19 protein-coding genes are annotated in these 19673 nt (G+C 71.1%); 11 read left to right on the top strand and 8 right to left on the bottom strand.

Annotation, left to right across the window (positions count from 1 at the left end; genetic code table 11):
* Positions 1-13: 13 nt before the first annotated feature.
* Positions 14-1162: a glycosyl hydrolase 53 family protein gene (locus IPJ78_11585; protein MBK7907190.1), complete on the top strand. Its 1149-nt coding sequence runs from the start codon at positions 14-16 to the stop codon at positions 1160-1162.
* Here the strand turns inward: IPJ78_11585 and IPJ78_11580 are convergent.
* Positions 1143-4157: a glycoside hydrolase gene (locus IPJ78_11580; protein MBK7907189.1), complete on the bottom strand. Its 3015-nt coding sequence runs from the start codon at positions 4155-4157 to the stop codon at positions 1143-1145. The genes IPJ78_11585 and IPJ78_11580 overlap by 20 nt on opposite strands.
* 109 nt (positions 4158-4266) lie before the next feature.
* A complete protein-coding gene (locus tag IPJ78_11575; protein ID MBK7907188.1) occupies positions 4267-4560 on the bottom strand; it encodes a hypothetical protein in 294 nt (97 codons plus the stop codon).
* A gap of 147 nt (positions 4561-4707) precedes the next feature.
* Between IPJ78_11575 and IPJ78_11570 the strand changes: the two genes are divergently transcribed.
* The 3 genes from IPJ78_11570 (at position 4708) to IPJ78_11560 (ending at position 8107) form a co-directional block, all read left to right on the top strand.
* A complete protein-coding gene (locus IPJ78_11570; GenBank protein ID MBK7907187.1) occupies positions 4708-5253 on the top strand; it encodes a YaeQ family protein in 546 nt (181 codons plus the stop codon).
* A gap of 257 nt (positions 5254-5510) precedes the next feature.
* Positions 5511-7544 (top strand): methyl-accepting chemotaxis protein, encoded by a 2034-nt coding sequence (locus IPJ78_11565; GenBank protein ID MBK7907186.1) that lies wholly within the window; start codon positions 5511-5513, stop codon positions 7542-7544.
* Between the two features lie 143 nt (positions 7545-7687).
* Positions 7688-8107: a c-type cytochrome gene (locus tag IPJ78_11560; GenBank protein MBK7907185.1), complete on the top strand. Its 420-nt coding sequence runs from the start codon at positions 7688-7690 to the stop codon at positions 8105-8107.
* A 4-nt stretch (positions 8108-8111) separates the two neighbouring features.
* Here IPJ78_11560 and IPJ78_11555 read toward each other — a convergent pair whose 3' ends face one another.
* From IPJ78_11555 to IPJ78_11535, 5 genes are all read right to left on the bottom strand, one after another.
* Complete coding sequence (locus IPJ78_11555; protein ID MBK7907184.1) at positions 8112-9560, bottom strand: sodium:solute symporter; 1449 nt, start codon at positions 9558-9560, stop codon at positions 8112-8114.
* Positions 9557-9784: a DUF3311 domain-containing protein gene (locus IPJ78_11550; protein ID MBK7907183.1), complete on the bottom strand. Its 228-nt coding sequence runs from the start codon at positions 9782-9784 to the stop codon at positions 9557-9559. Before IPJ78_11550 ends, IPJ78_11555 begins: the two co-directional genes overlap by 4 nt.
* Positions 9785-9788: 4 nt before the next feature.
* On the bottom strand, positions 9789-10106 hold the full coding sequence (locus IPJ78_11545) for a cupin domain-containing protein (protein ID MBK7907182.1): 318 nt from the start codon (positions 10104-10106) through the stop codon (positions 9789-9791).
* Positions 10090-10716, bottom strand: coding sequence for a hypothetical protein (locus IPJ78_11540; GenBank protein MBK7907181.1), 627 nt, complete (start codon positions 10714-10716; stop codon positions 10090-10092). Before IPJ78_11540 ends, IPJ78_11545 begins: the two co-directional genes overlap by 17 nt.
* Before the next feature lie 75 nt (positions 10717-10791).
* Positions 10792-11277, bottom strand: coding sequence for a DUF664 domain-containing protein (locus tag IPJ78_11535; protein MBK7907180.1), 486 nt, complete (start codon positions 11275-11277; stop codon positions 10792-10794).
* A gap of 96 nt (positions 11278-11373) precedes the next feature.
* Here IPJ78_11535 and IPJ78_11530 point away from each other — a divergent pair, with 96 nt between their 5' ends.
* The 6 genes from IPJ78_11530 to IPJ78_11505 all read left to right on the top strand — a co-directional run bounded on the left by IPJ78_11530 (position 11374) and on the right by IPJ78_11505 (position 16672).
* Positions 11374-11988 carry a rhomboid family intramembrane serine protease gene (locus tag IPJ78_11530; protein MBK7907179.1) on the top strand — a complete coding sequence of 205 codons (615 nt, stop codon included), beginning with the start codon at positions 11374-11376 and terminating at the stop codon, positions 11986-11988.
* A 66-nt stretch (positions 11989-12054) separates the two neighbouring features.
* Complete coding sequence (locus IPJ78_11525; protein MBK7907178.1) at positions 12055-12669, top strand: DUF2239 family protein; 615 nt, start codon at positions 12055-12057, stop codon at positions 12667-12669.
* Positions 12662-14062 (top strand): MATE family efflux transporter, encoded by a 1401-nt coding sequence (locus IPJ78_11520; protein MBK7907177.1) that lies wholly within the window; start codon positions 12662-12664, stop codon positions 14060-14062. Before IPJ78_11525 ends, IPJ78_11520 begins: the two co-directional genes overlap by 8 nt.
* A gap of 33 nt (positions 14063-14095) precedes the next feature.
* Positions 14096-15679 (top strand): cryptochrome/photolyase family protein, encoded by a 1584-nt coding sequence (locus IPJ78_11515; protein ID MBK7907176.1) that lies wholly within the window; start codon positions 14096-14098, stop codon positions 15677-15679.
* 10 nt (positions 15680-15689) lie between these two features.
* Positions 15690-15884: a DUF2256 domain-containing protein gene (locus IPJ78_11510; protein ID MBK7907175.1), complete on the top strand. Its 195-nt coding sequence runs from the start codon at positions 15690-15692 to the stop codon at positions 15882-15884.
* On the top strand, positions 15884-16672 hold the full coding sequence (locus IPJ78_11505; protein MBK7907174.1) for a hypothetical protein: 789 nt from the start codon (positions 15884-15886) through the stop codon (positions 16670-16672). The genes IPJ78_11510 and IPJ78_11505 overlap by 1 nt, the downstream gene beginning before the upstream one ends.
* Positions 16673-16684: 12 nt before the next feature.
* Here the strand turns inward: IPJ78_11505 and IPJ78_11500 are convergent, their stop codons facing one another.
* Positions 16685-17863 (bottom strand): amidohydrolase, encoded by a 1179-nt coding sequence (locus tag IPJ78_11500; protein ID MBK7907173.1) that lies wholly within the window; start codon positions 17861-17863, stop codon positions 16685-16687.
* Between the two features lie 105 nt (positions 17864-17968).
* Here IPJ78_11500 and IPJ78_11495 point away from each other — a divergent pair, with 105 nt between their 5' ends.
* Positions 17969-19669, top strand: coding sequence for a hypothetical protein (locus IPJ78_11495; GenBank protein ID MBK7907172.1), 1701 nt, complete (start codon positions 17969-17971; stop codon positions 19667-19669).
* The last annotated feature ends 4 nt before the right edge of the window (positions 19670-19673 follow it).

Raw genomic sequence — 19673 nt, 5'->3', positions numbered from 1 at the left:
CTGGCCTTCTCGCGTGACCGTGCGCATCGCCTCCCTCGCGCTCGTCATCGCCACCGTCTGCACCACCGCCTGCAGCGCCGACGGCCCGGACAACGGCGGCCCGATCGGCCCGGGGCCCGTGCTGCCGCCCCTCCTGCTCGGCGGCGACATCTCCGCACTCACGCGGCTCGAGCAGGCTGGCGCGACCTACCGCACGTCAGCCGGCGTCTCGAATGCGATCGCGGCCCTGCGGCTCCACGGCGCGAACCTCTTCCGGCTGCGCCTCTTCCTCTCGCCCAATGGCGACGAGGTGCAGGTCAACGACCTGTCCTACACCATCGCCCTCGCGAAGCGCGTGCAGGCGAGCGGCGCGCAACTCCTGCTCGACTTCCATTACTCCGACACCTGGGCCGATCCCGCGCACCAGGTCACGCCGGCCGCGTGGGCCGGGCTCGGCATCGATTCGCTCGAGGCGCAGGTCGAGCGCTACACGAAGCAGGTGATGGACACGCTCCGCGTCGAAGGCGTCGTTCCACGCATCGTGCAGGTCGGGAACGAGATCGACGCGGGCCTGCTGTGGCCCGTGGGTCGCATCGGTGGCGCGGGGGACAGCGATTCCACTTCGTTCGCCGACTTCGGGCGCCTGGTGCGTGCCGGCGTCCGCGGCGTGCGCACCGCGACCACCGCCGCCGACTCGGTGCGCGTCATGATCCACTACTCGGGGGGCGCGAGCATCGGCGGGACGCAGTGGTTCTACGATCTCGTGCAGGCGCAGAACGTCCCGTTCGACCTCATCGGACTCAGCTACTACCCGTGGTGGCACGGCACCATCCAGCAGCTGCGCGACAACCTCACCGCGACGGCGAACCGCTACGGCAAGGACATCATGGTCGTCGAGACGTCCTATCCGTGGCGCGACGACTGGGTGCCGTCGGGTGCCCTCCCGTCGCCCTGGGCGTGGCCGCGGACCGCCGACGGCCAGGCCACCTTCCTCCGCGACGTGATCGCCGCGGTGGACGCCACGCCCAATGGGCACGGCATCGGCGTCGTCTGGTGGTATCCCGAGGCGATCGTCGTGCCGGGCATCTTCATGTGGGGCGGCGGGTCGCTCGCGCTCTTCGACGTGAATGGCATGATCCTCCCCGCCGCCGCCCGGTTCCAGCTCAGGAACGCCCGGCCCTAGCCTTGAGCGCGCGCCACGCCGCCAGCCGCTCGGTCGCCGCCGCGACCATCGCATCGGTCGGCACCGCATCCGCATCCTGCAGCGCGTCGATCACGGCGGAGTGCGACGCCGCCGCCCGCTCGACCTCCGTCGCGAGCGCCTGCTCGCCCTTCGCCCGCAGCGACTCCGCCAGCGCCCGGCCCTCGAGCATCGCGTCGTAGAGCGCGACCGAGAGGTCGTGCTGCTGCTTGAGCGCGGCCATCGGCGTGCGCACGCGCGGGTCCATCCGCACCGTGAAGGTCTTCGTCTGCACCGCACCGTCCACGGTGAGCCGCGCCGTGTACGTCCCCGGCATCACCCACGGACCCTCGGGTTCGCACTTCGTGTTGAAGGGCGTCGCCGAGATCGGGAGCGAACAGTCGGTCGTCGGCCGGGCGTAGTGCAGGTCCCACACGAACCGCTGGATGCCCGCCCGCTTCGACGGGGCCGCCGCGGGGCGGAACCAGTACCACGGCGCGTTGCCCGCGTCGGCAGGCGCGGGCGTCGGATCCTCGCTCGAGAACGTGCGGAGCACGCGCCCCGCCGCATCGACGATCTCGAGCGTCACCCGCTGCGCATCGCGCGACAGGTGGTAGTCGATCACCGCGCCGTCAGGCGGGTTCTCGGCGCGCGGTTCGTCCGGCGGGATCGGGGTGTCGGTGTACATCGAGTACCGCACGCGCGTCGCCGTGGCCGGCTTGAAGAGCGTGAACGCCGCCGACGCGCTCGCCGCATCCCACTGCCGCAGTGCGCTGATGTCGTCGAGGATCCAGAACCCGCGCCCGTGCGTGCCGACGACGAGGTCGTCGTCCTTGATGATGAGGTCGCGGATGGAGATCGCCGGCATGTTGAGCCGGAGCGGCTGCCAGTGGTCGCCGTCGTCGGTGGAGAACCAGGTGAGGTTCTCGGTGCCGGCGAAGAGCAGCCCGCGCCGCTTCGGGTCCTCCTTGATCGTGTTCGTCGGCGCATCGGTCGCCATGCCGGTGACGATCTCGGTCCAGGTGCGGCCGCCATCGCGCGTGCGAAACAGGTGCGGGCGCAGGTCGTCGAGCCGGAAGGTGTTCACCGCCGCATACGCCGTGTTCGCGTCGAAGTGCGACGCGTCCATGATGGAGACCTTCCACCAGGGCGCGAGTTGCGGCGGCGTGACGTTCGTCCAGGTGCGACCGCCGTTGCGCGTGACGTGGATCAACCCGTCATCGGTCCCCGCCCAGATCGTGTTCGAGTCCACCGGGCTCGGCGCGATGGTGTACACCACGCCGCGGCGCGTGGGTCTCGCGGCGGGCGTGTCGCGGTACTTGCCCACGCTCGCCGGCACCTCCCATGTCTCGCGCGAGAGGTCGTCGCTCAACCGCTTCCAGGTCTTGCCGCCGTTCACCGTCTCCCACACGACGTTGGTGCCGTAGTAGAGCTTGCGCGGGTTGATCGGCGAGAAGAGGATCGGCATCGTGCGGATGCCGCGGAAGTAGTCGGGGCCGGCCCCCGCTGCGCCGCGCCCGCGTCCCGCGTTGGGACTCACGTTCTGCGCCTGTCCCGTGCGGCGATCGAACCGCACGACCGTCCCGCCATAGAGGATGTTGGGGTCGAGCGGATCCGGCGCGACGTAGCTGTACTCGCTCCCGGCCACCGGCCGCCAATCACGATACGTGATGCTGCCGTCGTTGCCCCGGCTCCGCACGCAGGCGGAGCCCGACTCCTGCTGGCCGCCGCACACGTGGTACGGCCAGTCGTTGTCCGCCGTGACGTGATAGAACTGCGCCGTGCCCTGGTTGTACCACGAACTCCAGGTCTCGCCGCCGTTCACCGTCACCACCGCCCCCTGGTCGGCGACGAGGAGCATGATCCCCGGATGGTTCGGGTTGATCCAGAGCCGCTGGTAGTCGTCGCCGCCCGGCGCGCCGCGCAGGCTCTTCCACGTATAGCCGCCGTCGGTGCTCTTCCAAGAGACGACATTCATCGTGTACAGCGTGTTCGCGTCGCGCGGGTCCACCGTGATCGACGCGAAGTCGTCCCCGCGACCGAAGAAGCGGCTGTCCGCCGTGGTGCGCACCCAACTCGCCCCGGCGTCGTCGCTCCGGTAGATGCCACCCTTCGCGCCCGCCGTCGCCGTGATGTAGATGCGGCGCGGATCGCTCGGGCTGATCCCGATGCCGATGCGGCCGAGTCCCTCCGCCGTGGTCGGGAGGCCGCCGGCGAGCTGCGTCCAGGTCGTGCCGCCGTCGGTGCTCTTGAACAGCCCCGAGTTAGGGCCGCTCCACGCCGCGTTCTCCCACGGGCCCTGCCGCGCCTCCCAGAGCACCGCGTAGACGGTGTTCGGGTCGTTCGGGGCGAAGAGCACGTCGGCACCGCCTGTGTTCTCGTCCTTGTAGAGGACCTTCTCGAACGAGCGCCCGCCGTTCACCGACCGGTAGATGCCGCGCTCGGAGTTGGGGCCGTAGGGATGCCCGAGCACCGCGACGAGGATGCGGTCGGGATTGGTCGGGTCGATCGCGATGCGCGGGATCTGCTGCCCGTCGCGGAGGCCGAGGTGCTCCCAGGTCTTCCCCGCGTCGTTCGAGCGGTAGAGCCCGTCGCCTGTCGAGAGGTCGGGCCGCTGGAGCCCTTCGCCGCTGCCGACGTAGATGACGTTCGGGTCGGAGGGCGCCACCTCCACCGCACCGATCGACCCGCTCGCCATCGCGTCGAAGATCGGGTTCCAGGTGCGCCCGTAGTCGTTCGTCTTCCAGACGCCGCCGTTGGTGGGCGCCATGTAGAAGACGTTCGGCTGCTGCGCCACGCCAACGGCGCTCTTGGTGCGGCCGGCCCTGAAGGGACCGATGTGGCGCCACCGCGGACCGTGGATCGCATTGGCCGGGAGCGGCGCCTGCGCGACCAGGGGCGCGACCAGCGGCGCAACGGCCCCGGCGGCCGCGAGGACGACGAGCGCGGAGAGGACCGGAGCGGCGATCCGGCGACGGGGCGCGATGTGGCGGGACATGGGCACTCGGGAAGGGTTCCCCGAGGAATCTCCCGCCGACAGCCGGAAAGTCCAGCGCGCTCGCCCCCGGGAGGGAGCGAGCGCGCCGGATCCATCCACTGACCGGGGACTACGAGGGCGGGAGCTCCGCCGCCGGCGCGGCCGGCTTCGGGTCGGGGCGCTTGCCCCAGTGCGAGCCGCGACGCGTCGGCTGCGTCAGCTGGAAGAGGCGATTCAGATAGAAGGCGACGACGCGCTCCTGCACCGACGAGCGGGTGTCGCTCTTCGCGGCCACGAAAGGCGCGTAGCGCTGCCCGTCGCCCGACACGGCGAACCACCACCACGACTCGCCCGCGCCCTTCCGCTCCTCCACCGTGCACGTATAGGTGCGCCCGGCGTCGTTGAACTCGAATCCCTGGATCATCAGCTGCCCGCGTGAGTGGACTCGAAAGATACTCGGTCCCGGGCCTCAGATGTTGCGCCGACGACACGACTTCGCCCTTGCATTCGCGCCCCGGCTCGCTCCGGGCCGCACTGGGTCGGACCCACGAGGCCGCGCTACCTTTCCGCGATGGCACTCACGGCCACCCTCTATACGTTCGACGTCGCGCTCAATGACGTCGACCGCGGCGTCTATGAACAGATCGCGATCAAGGCGGCCTGCCATCCATCCGAGAGCGAGGAGTATCTCCTCACGCGCGTGCTCGCGTACTGCCTCGAGTACGTGGACGGCATCGCCTTCTCCAAGGGGGGCATCTCCGACCCCGAGGACCCGCCGCTGCTCGTGAAGGACCTGACCGGCGCCTGGCGCAGCTGGATCGAGGTCGGGGCACCCGACGCCGCGCGTCTCCACAAGGCCTCCAAGGCCAGCCCTCGCGTCGCCCTCTACACGCACAAGGAGCCGCGCCTCCTCTTCCTCGGCTACGAGGGGCAGCGGATCCACCGCGCCGAGTCCATCGAGGTCTTCGCCATGGACCGGGCACTGCTCGGCGAGCTCGCCGCTCGCCTCGAGCGCCGCATGGCCTTCTCCCTCACGGTGACCGAGGGGCAGCTCTTCCTCGACCTCGGCGGCGACTCGCTGACCGGCACCGTGGAGCGGCTCCGCCTGCTCCCCTGACCCCGATCCCCCGGGCGGGCGCCGCCGCGCCGCCGGCGCGGTCCTCTCAAGGTTCGGGCAGGGCGGACCGACAATCAGGGAAACCCGTTCACCGGTGGTGCGACCGCCGGTTGGGCCAGGCTGTGGGTCTCACTGCGTGCCAGACTAGCAGTGTGATTCCGTGACAGTGTCGTTTCTCTTTTCGCCGCTCCCCTGCGAATCTGTTGCGCACGGTCGCGCGAGTTGAGGCGCTGCACCGTACTCCCGCTCCGCCGTCGGTGAACCTGATCTCCGGAAAGACCATGCTCCAGCACCTCAAGGTCAGCACGCGCGTCTCGCTCGCATTCGGTGTCCTCATCGCGATGATCGCCGCGATCGGCATCGTGACCCTCACCTCGATGGCCGGCATCCAGGCCCGCGCCGCGACCATCTACGCCGATCGCGTGGTCCCGCTCCAGCAACTCAAGGTCGTCGCCGATGCCTACGCCGTCGCGATCGTGGACAACGTCCACAAGGTCCGCGCCGGAACGGTGACCTACGAGGACGGCGCCAATACCATCCGCAAGGCGCGTACGACGATCGACAGCGCGATGAAGGTGTACTCGTCCACGTGGCTGACGGACGAGGAGAAGGGACTCCTCGCGAAGGCGACCCTCACGACGGAGACGGCGAACCGGGCGATCGACCGGGCGCTCGTCCTGCTCGACACCCGCGACGCCGGCGGGCTCTCGGCGTTCGCCGAGCATGAGCTCTACCCGGCGATCGACCCCGTCTCCTCCGACGTCACCGCGCTCATCGACCTGCAGGTGCGCGTCGCCGGCGAGGAATACGCCGCGGCGACGGCCTCGTACACGAGCCTCCGCCTCCTCTTCCTCGTCGGCATCCCGGTGATCATCCTCCTGTGCATCGGGCTCGCGCGCTGGACCGCGGCCCAACTCACGGCCATGATCGCCCGCGTCCTCGAGTGGATGGGCGACGTGCAGCACCGGCAGATCCCCGCCGTGCGTGACGCCGTGATCGCACTGGCCGAGGGTCGTCTCGACACGCCGATCCGCATCCAGAAGCGGGAGATCGCCGCCGCGGCGCGCAACCAGGCGGGCGAGCTCGCCGATGCGCTCGATCATGTGCAGGATGCGGTCATCGAGACCGCGCAGTCCGCGGAACGGTCGCGCCTCACGCTCCACGCGCTCGTCGATGCGGCGAGCGGCCTCGTCGCGGCGGCCCGGGACGGCCGCCTCGAGCATCGGGTCGATCCGCAGCAGTTCGCCGGCAGCTACCGCACGCTCGCCGAGGGGCTCAACGCGACCCTCGTCGCCGTCGCCGAGCCGCTCCAGGAGACCTCGCGGGTCCTCCAGCGCGTCGCCGACCGGGACCTCTCCGTGCGCATCATGGCCGAGGGGGTCGGGGAGTTCCGCGAGCTCAACGCCGCCGTGAACCTCGCCATCTCGCACCTCGCCGACGCACTCCGCGAAGTGGAGAGCGCGGCCGAGCAGGTCTCGGCGGCCTCGGCGCAGGTCGCCTCGGGCGGCCAGCACCTCGCCGACGGCAGTTCGACCCAGGCCACCGAGCTCGAGCGCGCGGCCTCCGGGTTGCACGAACTCGACGAGCGCACGCGCACCAACGCGACCCACGCCGAGCATGCCCGGACGGCGATGGAGCGTACGCGCGGCGACACGCGCACCGGCGTCGCGCGCATGGAGGAGCTCTCGGGCGCGATCAGCGAGATCCGCCAGTCCGCCGACGCGACGGCGCGCATCCTGAAGTCGATCGAGGAGATCGCCTTCCAGACGAACCTGCTCGCGCTCAATGCCGCGGTCGAGGCCGCTCGTGCGGGCGATGCGGGTCGCGGCTTCGCGGTCGTCGCCGAGGAGGTCCGCGCCCTGGCCCTCCGCAGCAAGGAGTCGGCGCAGCAGACGGCGGTGCTCATCGAGCGTTCGCTCGAGAGCTCGTCGCGCGGCGTCACGCTCAATACCCAGGTCCGCGCCCAGCTCGACACGATCGCCCAGCGTGTGGAGGAGGTCAGCGAGGCCGTGGAGGGGATCGCCGCCGCGACCGCCGAGCAGACGGTCGCCGTCAGCGAGGTGGCCACGGCGATCTCGCGGGTGAACCAGATCACGCAGTCCACCGCGGCGAACGCCGAGGAATCGGCCGCCGCGGCCGAGGAGCTGAGCGGCCAGTCGGCCGTGATGCTCGGACTCGTGCGCCAGTTCTCGATCGACGGGGAGATCCACGGCGTCGGCCGGTCCACCGGCCAGAGCACGCCGCCGTCGATGCAGCGCCGACCGCGCGCGAAGACCCACGCGCACCGCTGAACGGCCGTCGGACCAGGGAGGGACGCAGGGGCGCGGCCGGCGGAGACTCGCCAGCCGCGTCCCTGCGTGCCAGTTTGGTGGGCGCAACGTCCGCGGGTTCCGCGGCGTATCTCCTCCGACTCCCAACCGCTGAGGCCTGCTCGATGCGTCGGTCGTTCCTTCTCGCTGCCGTTGTGACCCTCTCCCTCGCCGCCTGCGCCAAGGCCTCGAGCTCCGCCGCCGCCGCCCAGCCGAGCGGTCCCGTCATGCCGGCCGGCGTCACGCCGGCGAGCATCGCGATGGGCGACTCGATCTTCCACAGCGGTGGGTGCCAGCGCTGCCACGGACAGAAGGGCGTCGGCGGGCAGAACGGCCCGAGCCTCGTCGCCGGCCCGTGGCTCCACAGCACCGGCAAGTACGAGGAGATCGTCGCGACCATCACCACCGGCGTGCCGCGGACCGCGCTGAAGGACCAGGCGCGCCGCTTCCCGATGAACCCGCGCGGCGGCCCGATGAACCTCAACGACGATCAGGTCAAGGCCGTCGCGGCGTACGTCTACTCGGTCTCGCGCGACAAGAAGTGAGGCCTCATCGCGAGGACGGGCGCGCGAGCATCGCGACCGCGCCCGTCACCGCGACGTTGAGCAGGAGGGCGACGACCCCGACGTTGAGGTCCAGCAGCGCCCCGGGCAGTCCCGGCGCGACCCGCGCCAGTGTCATGCCGCTCGCCGTCTGCACCACCACCGTCGCCACCCCGGCGACGATCCCCGCCCCGGCCGCCACCGCCGGCACGCGCCATCGCGGCCCCATGAGCGCGAGCAACAGCGACGGGAAGAGCTGGGTCACGAACGCATAGCCCATCAGCAGCAGCGCCACGATCGTCGCGCCCCCGCGCAACGTGAACCAGAGCGCGACCGCGGCGACCACCGGCACGCACCACTTCGCCACGCGCGCGATCGCCGCATCGTCCGCCGCCGGCCGCAGCGCGCGATATCCCGTGTTCGCCATCGTCGTCGAGGCCGCCATGAGGATCATCGAGCCCGGAACGAGCGCGGTCAGCACGCCGGCGGCCCCGACCGTCCCCACGACCCACGGCGGCAACTCCGCCCGCACCAACCGCAGCAGGGCGAGGTCCACATCCGGACCCTCGAGCCCTGGCACCACCAGCAGCGCCGCGAAGCCCGTGAAGAAGACGAAGAGCAGCACCAGCTGGTAGAGCGGCATGAGGATCGAGTTGCGCCGCAGGGCCCCCGGCCCCTTCGCGGTGAAGATCGACGCGAAGTTCTGCGGCCAGAGATAGAGGCCGAGCGCCGACAGCAGCACCGTGCTCGCGAACCAGCTCGGGCTCTGCCCGCGCGCCGACAGCGTGAGGAACCCCGGCCGTTCGGCCTCGATGCGCGCGAACATCGGGCCGATGCCGCCGAACAGCTTCCACGGCAGGTAGAGGCCGAGCGCCACCACGACCACGAGGATCATCACGTCCTTGGCGAGCGCAGTGAGGGCGCTCCCATGGATCCCGCTCGCGCTCACGTAGGTGACGAGCGCCACGGTCCCGAGCCAGATGGCCGTCGTCGCATCCACCCGACCGTACGAGGCCTCGCTGACGATGAGCCCCAGACCCTTGAGCTGCAGCACGAGGTACGGGATGAGCGCGACGACGCCCACGAGCGCGACGAGCAGCCCGAGGCCGCGGCTCTCGTACTTCCGCGCCCAGAAGTCGGCTTGCGAGAGCAGGCGATGCTCGCTCGCGTAGCGCCAGATGGGCGGGAGCATCCAGTACGCCATCACGTACGAGACGGTCCCGTAGCAGATGATGTAGAACGCCGGCGCGCCCTTCCCGTACGCCCACCCGCTGCCGCCGAGCAGCGTGAAGGTGGTGTAGATCTCGCCCGCCATCAGCAGGAAGACGAAGAGGGTGCCGAAGCGGCGGCCCCCGACGCTCCACTCCTCGAGCTTCATCGTGCGGCCGCGCCGCGCGTACAGTCCGAGCCCGATCGCCAGCGCGAACGACGCACCGATCAGCCAGAGGGCGATCATGCCGCGCCGCCCGTGTCGGTCGGCGCCGACTCCTCGGCCGCGTGCGCATCGCGATCGAGCCGATGGATGACCGCCATCGTCGCCGAGGTGAGGAGCACCGCCCCCACGCACCAGGCGAGGAGGAAGGGAAGACCGAGGATCCGAGGCTCGACGCGGTTGGCGACGAAGGGCGCGCCGAGCAAGGCAGCGAGCGGCACCAGCGCGAGCAGATGATGCGCGCGCATCGCCTCAGTCCCCCGTGCGGACGGTCGTCGCGGGTTCGAACAGCACCACTTCGACCTCCTCGTCCGCGACCGGTCGGTGCTCGGTGCCGCGCGGCACGACGAGGAACTCGCCCGCCGCGAGCTCCACGCTGCGGTCGCGGAACTCCATGCGGAACCGTCCGCGATGCACGAGGAACATCTCGTCCTCGTTCGCGTGCTGGTGCCAATGGAAAGGACCGCGGAACTTCACGGCCTTCACCTGCTGCCCGTTCAACTCGGCGACGACGACCGGCGCCCAGTGGTCGGAGATCGCGGCGAAGGCCTCGTCAAGGGAGATGCGCATGGCGCAACTTCGCCGGTCGATGCCGCTCCTGCCAGAGGACGGCGATCGCGACCGCGTACACGGCGGCGGCGAGCAGCGGGACTGTCAGGTAGAGAGGATCGCGCGCCACCAGCACCGCCGTGGTGAGGAGCACGCTCACGCCGATCGAGAGGACCGCGTATCCGCGGCTGCGATAGAGCCAGGCGTAGCCGAGGAAGTGCGAACCGAAGAGCGTCGCCATCGCGAACGGCACCCAGAGCGGCGCGACGCGCCCGAGGAGGATGATCACCGGCCAGAAGAAGAACTGCGTCGCATTCAGCAGCAGGCCGAGCGGCGTGAGCGTCTCGCTCTTGGCGAAGAGGTCGCCGCCGAAGGCGCGCGTGAGCGCGACCCCGAGCGGGAAGACCGCGCCGGTGGAGACGTACGTCCAGAAGAGGGCCGGCCCGATCGGCAGGGCGCGCAGGAGTGCGGCCACGGCGAGCCAGTACACGAATCCCGCCATCGGCATGCCGATGCCGCGTGCCGTCGCGCGCGCGAGCCGGTCGCGCTCGCCATCGATCGCGGCGGTGATGGGGGAGTGCGACGCGTGGGCGAGCGGCGGGTCGTCGAAGCGGAAGCTCGGAGCGGCCATGGGTCCGGAGTGAAGGTGGAGTGAATACGCTCCGCTCCTCGCCGCTGTTTCGGCGGCCGGACCCCGGTCCCCGCCTCAGAGCTCCGTCAAGCTCATCGTCCCCACCGTCCCGCTCGCCGGGGCGACCATGCGCCGGTGATAGTCCACCTGCCCGAGATGGTACCCCAGGTGCGAGGCGAGATGCGTCAGCCACCGCGCCGTCACGTAGCGGTGGCCGCCCACCTCGACCGGGAACTCCGCCGCCATCCGGTCCGCCGTCAGCAACGGCATCACGCGCTCGAGTTCGGCGATCGCCTCGGTGATCTCCGCCGCGAGCTCGGCGCGCGTCAGGCCGCGCGCACCGAACTCCGCGTCCCGGTCGCGCACGTACGCGCTGCCGCCGAGGACCGCACCGACGAAGTGCCGGATGTTGCCCGCGAGGTGGCGCGCGAGCGTCCCGCCGCCGTTCGCGATGCCCGGGACCGGACGCCAGGGCGCCTCGTCGTCCGGGTAGGCCGCAACTTCACGCGCCAGCGCGCGTAGGTCCCGTACCATCACTGCCCGTAGATCGTCAGCTTGCATGGGGTCGCCTCCGCGGCGTTGGCGTTGCGATGCGTCGCGCGTCCCCAACATAGGTCCCACGCGCGTCGCGCGCGTCTCCCTCCCGAGGGCCGATCGATGCTCGTCACCCCCCGCCCCGTCAGCGTCGTCCGCACGTTGCGCGTCCACGCCTGGATCCTCGGCGTGTCGGTCGCGTCGCTCTGGGCCGTCTTCGCCGTCGATACCGTCCTCGGTGGCGCGCTGCTGCACTTCGGGATCGTCCCGCGTACCACCGACGGACTCTGGGGCATCCTCGCCGCGCCGTTCCTGCACGCCGACCTCGCGCACCTCACCGCCAACACCGCCTCGCTCCTCGTGCTCGGCTGGCTCGTGATGCTGCGCGACCCGCGCCACTTCGGCCTCGTCGCGATCTGTGCGATGGTGGGGGCCGGGCTCGTCGCGTGGCTGCTCGGGGCACCGCGCTCGGTGCACGTCGGCGCGAGCGGCGTGATCTTCGGCTTCCTCGGGTTCCTGATCTTCGCCGGATGGTGGGCACGCAGCTTCGGGAGCATCCTGCTGAGCCTCGGGACCACCGTGCTCTGGGGCGGACTGGTCTGGGGTGTCCTCCCTGGGGCACCGGGCATCTCGTGGCAGGCGCACCTCGGCGGGTTCCTTGGCGGGGTGCTCGCGGCACGGTGGTTCTCGCGCGACACGTCGACGGTCGCCCGCCTGAAGAAGCTCGGTCTGGTTTGAACGCGGGTGGTGATATCGCCCGGGTGATATTGACTTTCGATTTCACCCGGATGTAATTGCACCCCCATGCCACGCCCCGTCATCGCGTTCGCCGGCGCCAAGCGCGTCGCCCAAGGGGATCTCCCCACCGTCGCGCGCGCCATCAAGGAGTTCCTCGCGCGCGAGGACGCGCACGCGCCGTTCGTGTTCGATCTCGAGACGAGCCAGCCGGTGGAGCTCGACCTTCGCGGGAACACGACGACCGTCGTCGCACGCGCACGCGCGCAGCAGGAGGCGATCGATGCCGCGGCGAGCGCCGCCGACGAGGACGATGGCCCGCGCGGCCCGGGGCGCCCGCGCCTCGGGGTGATCGGCCGGGAGGTGACGCTGCTCAAGCGCCACTGGGACTGGCTCGGCGAGCAACCCGGCGGCGCCTCTGCCGCGCTCCGCCGCCTCGTCGACCAGGCGCGCGCCACGAATGCGGGACGCGATCGGCTGCGTCGGGCGCAGGACGTCGCCTATCGATTCGCGTCGCAGATGCTCGGCGACCAGCCGGATTTCGAGGAGGCCACCCGCGCCCTCTTCGCGCATGACCGTGACCGCTTCCTCCTCCTGTCGATGCCCTGGCCTCGGGACCTGCGCGACCACGCGCGCGATCTCGCCGAGCTCGCCTTCTCCGCCGCCCGAGCGATCGATGCATGACCTGACAGAGGGCTCCATCCCGAAGCACATCGTGCGCATGGCCATCCCGATGGCCGTGGGGATGGTGTTCCAGACGCTCTACTACCTCGTCGACCTCTACTTCGTCGGGCGACTCGGCGATGCCGCGCTCGCGGGCGTGAGCGCGGCGGGCAACATCCAGTTCATCGTGATGGCCGCCACGCAGGTGCTCGGCGTGGGCACGATGGTCCTCGTCTCCCACGCCGCGGGCCGCAAGGATCGGACAGACGGCAATCTCGTCTTCAACCAGAGCCTTCTGCTCGCGGCGATCGCCGGCGTGCTCGTGTACCTCGGCGGTCTGGCCTTCGCCGACGACTACCTGCGCACCCTCGCCGCTGACGAGGCGACACTGCAAGCAGGGACCGAGTACCTCGTCTGGTTCCTGCCCGCGCTCGGCCTGCAGTTCGCCATCATCTCGATCGGGTCGGCGCTGCGCGGCACCGGCATCGCCAAGCCGACGATGATCGTGCAGGTCCTCACCGTGTTGCTCAACGCCGTCCTCGCGCCGGTCCTCATCGCCGGCTGGGGCACGGGCCGGCCGATGGGCGTCGCCGGCGCGGCGCTCGCGAGTACCATCTCGGTCGCGTTCGCTGTCGTCGTGCTGATGGTCTACTTCGTCAAGCTCGAGCACTTCGTCGGGTTCGACGCGACGCTGTGGCGGCCGCACTTCCCCACGTGGATGCGCCTGCTGCGCATCGGAGTGCCGGCGGGCGGCGAGTTCGCGCTGATCTTCCTCTCGATGGGCATCAACTACTACATCGTGCGCGACTTCGGCGCGGCCGCGCAGGCCGGCTTCGGCGTCGGATCGCGCATGATGCAGGCGATCTTCCTGCCGGTCATGGCCGTCGCCTTCTCGGCGGCACCGATCGCCGGACAGAACTTCGCCGCGGGGAACTTCGACCGCGCGCGAGAGACCTTCTTCAGTGCGGTCAAGATCGGAAGCGCGCTCATGGTCGGCGCGACGCTCTTCGCGCACTGGCGACCGGAGTGGCTCATCGGGATCTTCGCGAAGGATCCGGCGGTCGTCGACGTCGCGGTGGTCTTCCTGCGCACCATCTCGTGGAACTTCGTCGCCTCGGGGATCGTGTTCACCTGCAGCGGCATGTTCCAGGCGATGGGGAACACCGTCCCGTCGGTCATCTCCAGCTCGGTGCGGTTGGTGCTCTTCGCCATCCCTGCCTTCTGGCTCTCGACGCAGTCGGGGTTCCAGCTGCAGACGCTCTGGTACGTCTCGGTCGCAGCCTCGACCGTCGCCGCCGCGCTCACCGTCTGGCTCCTGCACCGCGAGGCGGAGCGCCGCGTGGCGCGCGGCCTCGCGGGCGGTCCGCGCCCCGCGATGGCGACCGACCCCGCCGCCGAGGGCGCCGCGGGCTGAGAACCGGCACGGCCGTCGCGGCGTTGAGGCTCCATGCCGCACGCCGCGCCGTCCGCACGCCGCCACCTCGTCCTCGTCCTCGGGGACCAGCTCGATCCCGCCTCGAGCGCGCTCGACGGCTTCGACCCGGCGCGCGATGCGCTGTGGATGGCCGAGGTCGCGGAGGAATCGACGCACGTCTGGTCGTCCAAGCCGCGCATCGCGCTCTTCCTCGCGGCGATGCGCCACTTCCGCGACGCGCAGCGCGCGCTGGGACGGACGGTCCTCTACACGGCACTCGACGACCCGGACAACGTGGGCACGCTCGCCGGTGAGCTCGCGCGGGCGATCGCGACGCATCGCCCGGGATCACTCATCGTGACCGAGGCGGGGGACTGGCGCGTGCAGCAGGCGCTGGCTGCCGTCGCGCAGGGCGCCGGACTCCTCCTCGAGGTCCGCACCGACCGGCACTTCCTCTCGACGCGCGCGGAGTTCGACGCGCACGCGTCCGGACGCAAGCAGTTGCGTCTCGAGTACTTCTACCGCGAAATCAGGCGGAAGCACGGCATCCTGCTCGACGCCCGCGGGGCGCCCGAAGGGGGCGAGTGGAACTACGACGCCGAGAACCGCGGCGCGTTCGGCAAGGGTGGCCCGCCACCGCACGCGGCCCCGGTCGCCTTCCCGCCCGATGCGCTCACGCGCGACGTGCTCGCACTCGTGCAGGCGCGATTCGCCTCGCACCCAGGCGACCTCGCCGCGTTCGACTGGCCGGTGACACCGGTGGAAGCCACGCGCGCGCTCGACGATTTCGTCGTGCACCGCCTCCCGCGATTCGGCGAGTACCAGGACGCGATGTGGCACGACGAGCCCTGGCTCTTCCACTCGCGGCTCGCTGCGGCGATGAACCTCAAGCTGCTCGACCCGCGCGCGGTCATCGCCGCGACCGAGTCGGCATACCGCGACGGGCGCGTGCCGCTCGCCGCCGCCGAAGGGTTCATCCGCCAGGTCCTCGGCTGGCGCGAGTACGTCCGCGGGATCTACTGGCGCTTCATGCCGGGGTACCTCGAGCGCAATGCGCTCGACGCGCAGGAGGCGCTGCCGCGATTCTACTGGGACGGCGACACCGAGATGGCCTGCCTCCGCGACGCGGTCGGCCAGACCCTGCGGCTCGGCTACGCGCACCACATCCAGCGCCTCATGGTCACCGGGCTCTATGCGATGCTGCTCGGCGTGCACCCCGCGCGCGTGCACGAGTGGTACCTCGCGGTCTACGTCGACGCGGTGGAGTGGGTGGAGCTCCCCAACACGCTGGGCATGTCGCAGTACGGCGATGGCGGGGTGATGGCCTCCAAGCCGTACGCCGCCACGGGGAAGTACATCCAGCGGATGAGCGACCACTGCTCCCGGTGCCGGTTCGACCCGGCGAAGTCGGTCGGCGAGGATGCCTGTCCGTTCACGACGCTCTACTGGGACTTCCTCATGCGGCACGAACCCACCCTGCGAGGCAACCAACGGATGGCCTTGCAGGTACGGAACATCGAGCGGATCGATGCGGACGAGCGGGCGGCCATCCGCGTGCGCGCTGCGGCGATCCGATCCGATGGCGGTGCGCCGCCCCGTGCGCTCACCCTGCTCTGACCGGCCCCGCATGGCGAAGATGCGGAAGAAGTCCGAGCTTCCCGTGAAGGACTGCGTCGCGTGTGGCCGGCCGTTCACCTGGAGGAAGAAGTGGGAACGAGACTGGGATTCCGTGCTGTACTGCTCCGATGCCTGCCGCTCGCGGGGGTCCTCCTCGTCGCGGCCGCACAGCCCCGCACGCCCGACGCGGCGCTCGCCGAACTGATGAACGCCGACCGCACCTTCGGCTTCCTCGGCGAGGTGACGGGCGCGATGGCCCCCGAGGTCACCGTCCCGATGCCGGGACGCGGCCTGGTCGAGGGACTGGTCGCTGTCCGTGCCGAGTGGATGCGCGACACCCTCGAGGGCCGCGCGACGGTGAAGTGGTCGCCGATCGGCGGTGGCCTCTCCGCGGACGGGTTGCACGGCTTCACCTACGGCTACAGCACCGCGCGACGGTCGGACGGCACGGCGGTGGCGGGCAAGTACCTCGCCTACTGGGTGAAGGACGCGCGCGGCTGGCGGATGATGGCCTACCGACGCATCCGTCGCGCGGCCGGCGCGATCGACTCGACGGCGCGGCCGACGGTGCGTCCTGCGGCGCTGGTGCCACCGGTCACCGATGCCGCGGTGGTGGAGCGCCACCGCGCCTCGCTCCTCTTCGCCGAGCGCGCCTTCGCGCGCGAGTCGCAGATCATCGGACTCCAGGCAGGCTTCGAGACCTTCGGCGACCCGCGCGCGATCAACCTGGGCGGCCCGGCCACGGCGGGCTTCACGGTCGGCAACACGGCGATCGCCGCACTTGTCTCGGACGGCTCCACCGAGGCGAGGAGCCCCGTGGATTGGTGGCCCGAGCGGGCGCTCGTCGCGTCGAGCGGCGACCTGGGGATCACCTTCGGCTACATCACGCCCAACGGGGCGGCGCCGGCCGGGCAGGCGAAGCCCCGGATCCCGTTCTTCACCATCTGGCATCGCGCGTCACCGGACGCGCCCTGGCGCTACGTCGCCGAGTGAATCGCCCCTGACTCAGCGCGGCGCGCAATAACGCGTCGCGGCCTCGACGAACACCCGCACGCCGGTCGCGAACGCCCGCTCGTCCACGTCGAACTTGGGATGGTGGTGCGGATGCACCGCGCCGTCGATCGGGCGCGCCGCCCCCACGAAGAAGAAGGTCCCCGGCGCCTTCTGCTGGAACGCGGAGAAGTCCTCGCCCACCATCACGGGGCGCATCGGCACGAGCGCATCGGCGCCGCAGGTGTCCGCGACGACCTGCGCGAGCTCCGCCGTGACCGTCGCGTCGTTCACCACCGGCCGATACCCGCGCTCGTAGGTGAACTCGTAGGTCGCCCCATGCGCCTCGGTGACGCCACGGATCACACGCTCCATCCGCGCGGCGATCTCGGTCCGTACCTGCGTGTCGAGGGTTCGCACGGTGCCGTTGAGCTCGGCGACCTCGGGGATGACGTTGTGCGCGGTGCCGGAGTGGAACTGCGTCACGCTCACCACCGCGCTGTCGAGCGGATCGACGCCGCGCGCGACGAGGTGCTGGAGGTTCACCACCACCTGGGCGGCGACCGCGACGGGATCGACGGTGAGATGCGGCATGGCGGCGTGTCCGCCCTTGCCGCGGATGGTGATCCAGAAGGTGTCGGGAGCGGCACTCACCGCGCCGCTCGGCACGCCCACCGTCCCCACCGCGAGCGGCGCCCAGAGATGCGCCCCGATCACCCGCGTCACGCCATCCATCGCGCCGCGCTGCACCATCTCCTCCGCTCCGCCGGGAAAGACCTCCTCCGCGTGCTGGAAGAGGAACCGGACCTCACCCACCAATGCGTCGCGCCGCGCGAGGAGCTCACGGACCGCACCCAGCAGCATGGCGGTGTGGCCGTCGTGGCCGCAGGCATGCATGACGCCGGCGTTGGTCGACGCGAACTCGAGCCGCGTCTCCTCCGTGATGGGGAGCGCATCCATGTCGGCGCGCAACGCGAGCACCGGGCCGGGACGGCCGGTGAGGAGCCGCGCGACGACGCTCGTCGGCGTGGGCTTGGAGACCTCGAGGCCGCCCATCTCGCGCAGTGTGCGCTCGACGAACGCCGAGGTCGCGTTCTCGTGGAACGAGAGCTCGGGATTGGCGTGCAGGTGACGGCGCCAGCCGACGACGAGCTGGAGCGTCTCGGCGAGCGAGGCGGGAGCGGGGATGGTCATGGGCGCGGATCCTCTCCGTAGCATACGCCGCGTCCGCGGCAGGTCAACCGTGGGCGTCCCGCCTGCGTATGTTCCGGGCGCACCCACATCACCCTCAGTCGGTCCATGCCTACCACATCCTCGGTCCGTTGGATCGCCGGGCTCGCCGTCGCGGCGCTCGGCACGATCCCTCTCGGTGCCCAGGCGCGCACGGCGGGGTACCACACCGCCGCACGCCTCGCCGCCGTCCTCGACTCCGTCGCGCGGGCCAAGCCCGGCGTCGTGACCGTCTCCACCATCGCCACCTCGCCGGGCGGGCGCCCCGTCCACCTCGTGCGGATCGGGACCGCCGACGATCAGCCGGCGCTCCTCGTGCTCGCCGGCGCGTACGGGCCGCAGGTCGCCTCGAGCGAGGTCGCGTTGCGACTCATCCGCGAACTCGCCGGACGCGCCGGCACGGCCGACGGCCGCGGCGCCGCTCGTACGGTCTACGTCGTGCCGCGCCTCAATCCCGACGCCGCCGAGGCGTTCTTCGCGCCGGTGCGCGCCGAGCGTCGCGGCAACGACGGCAAGGACGACGACGACCGCGATGGCACGCTCGACGAGGATGCGCCCGACGACCTCAACGGCGACGGCCTCATCACCATGATGCGCGTGAAGGTCGAGGCGGGCGGGGAGTGGATGGTCGACCCGGTCGACCCCGCCCTCATGCGCCGCGCCGACGCCACCAAGGGCGAGCGCGGCACGCACCGCCTGTTCGTCGAGGGCAAGGACGACGACGGCGACGAGGCGTACAACGAGGACGGGCCCGGCGGCACCGACCTCGCGATCAACTTCGCGCACAACTACACCTTCTTCGCGCCGGGCGCGGGGCAGCACGCCTTCTCGGCTCCCGAGTCACGGGCGATCGCCGAGCTGGTGACCGCGCGCCTGAACATCGCGGCCGTGTACGTGCTCGGGATGCAGGACAACCTCGTGAAGCCGTGGGAGGGACGGACCGTCCCCGGGATCGGCGGCAATCCGCAGGGCACGAGCGCCGGTGGGCCGCTCTCGGCCACACTGCCAGCCGACAACGCGTGGTTCGCCGAGATCGCCAAGCGCGCGCCACGGCCGGTCGTGGGGCAGGATCCGGTGAGCGCCGCCGAGTCCGGCGATCCGCTCTCCTGGTCCTACTTCCATATGGGACGCTTCGCGTTCGGCTCGCGCGTCTGGTGGCCGGGGAAGGCCCCGGCCGACACCGCCGCCGGCCGTCGCGCCCCGACGCCGGATCCGCTCGCCGCCGAGCGCAACGACTATCGCTGGCTCAAGGCGAACGACCCGGCCGGATTCGTCGAGTGGAAGGTGGTCCCCGGGTTCACGATCGACGGCAAGCCGGTCGAGGTCGGCGGCATGGCCCCCGGCGCCGCGCTCAACCCCGCCGCGTCGACGCTCGATTCGCTCGGACGCAAGCAGGCGGATTGGGTGGTGGATCTCGTCAAGATGCTCCCGTCGGTCGCGCTCACCGGCCCGGCGAAGGTCGAGGCGGTCGGGCCGCGCACCTGGCGCATCAGCGCCGAGGTGACCAATGGCGGGTACCTGCCGACGAATGCCGCGATCGGCGTGCGGTCGCGACTCCCGCGTCGCGTGAAGGTCGAGATCGCGCTCGGCGCCGGGCAGTCGCTCGCCGGTGGACGGAAGGTGCAATACATCGACGCGCTCCGCGGGAGCGGCTCGGTGCAGCGGTTCGAGTGGCTGGTCGTCGGTGATGCCGGCGCCACCGTCACCCTCACCGTGGGCGCGCCGAATGCCGGCAGCGCGACCGAGACCATCACCCTTCGGGCGAGGTAAGCGA

It is taken from the genome of Gemmatimonadota bacterium, assembly GCA_016714015.1.
In the GTDB taxonomy this organism is placed as follows: Bacteria; Gemmatimonadota; Gemmatimonadetes; order Gemmatimonadales; family Gemmatimonadaceae; genus Pseudogemmatithrix.
The sequence above is the reverse complement of the archived record's forward strand: the minus strand, read 5'-3'. Positions and strand labels throughout refer to the sequence as shown.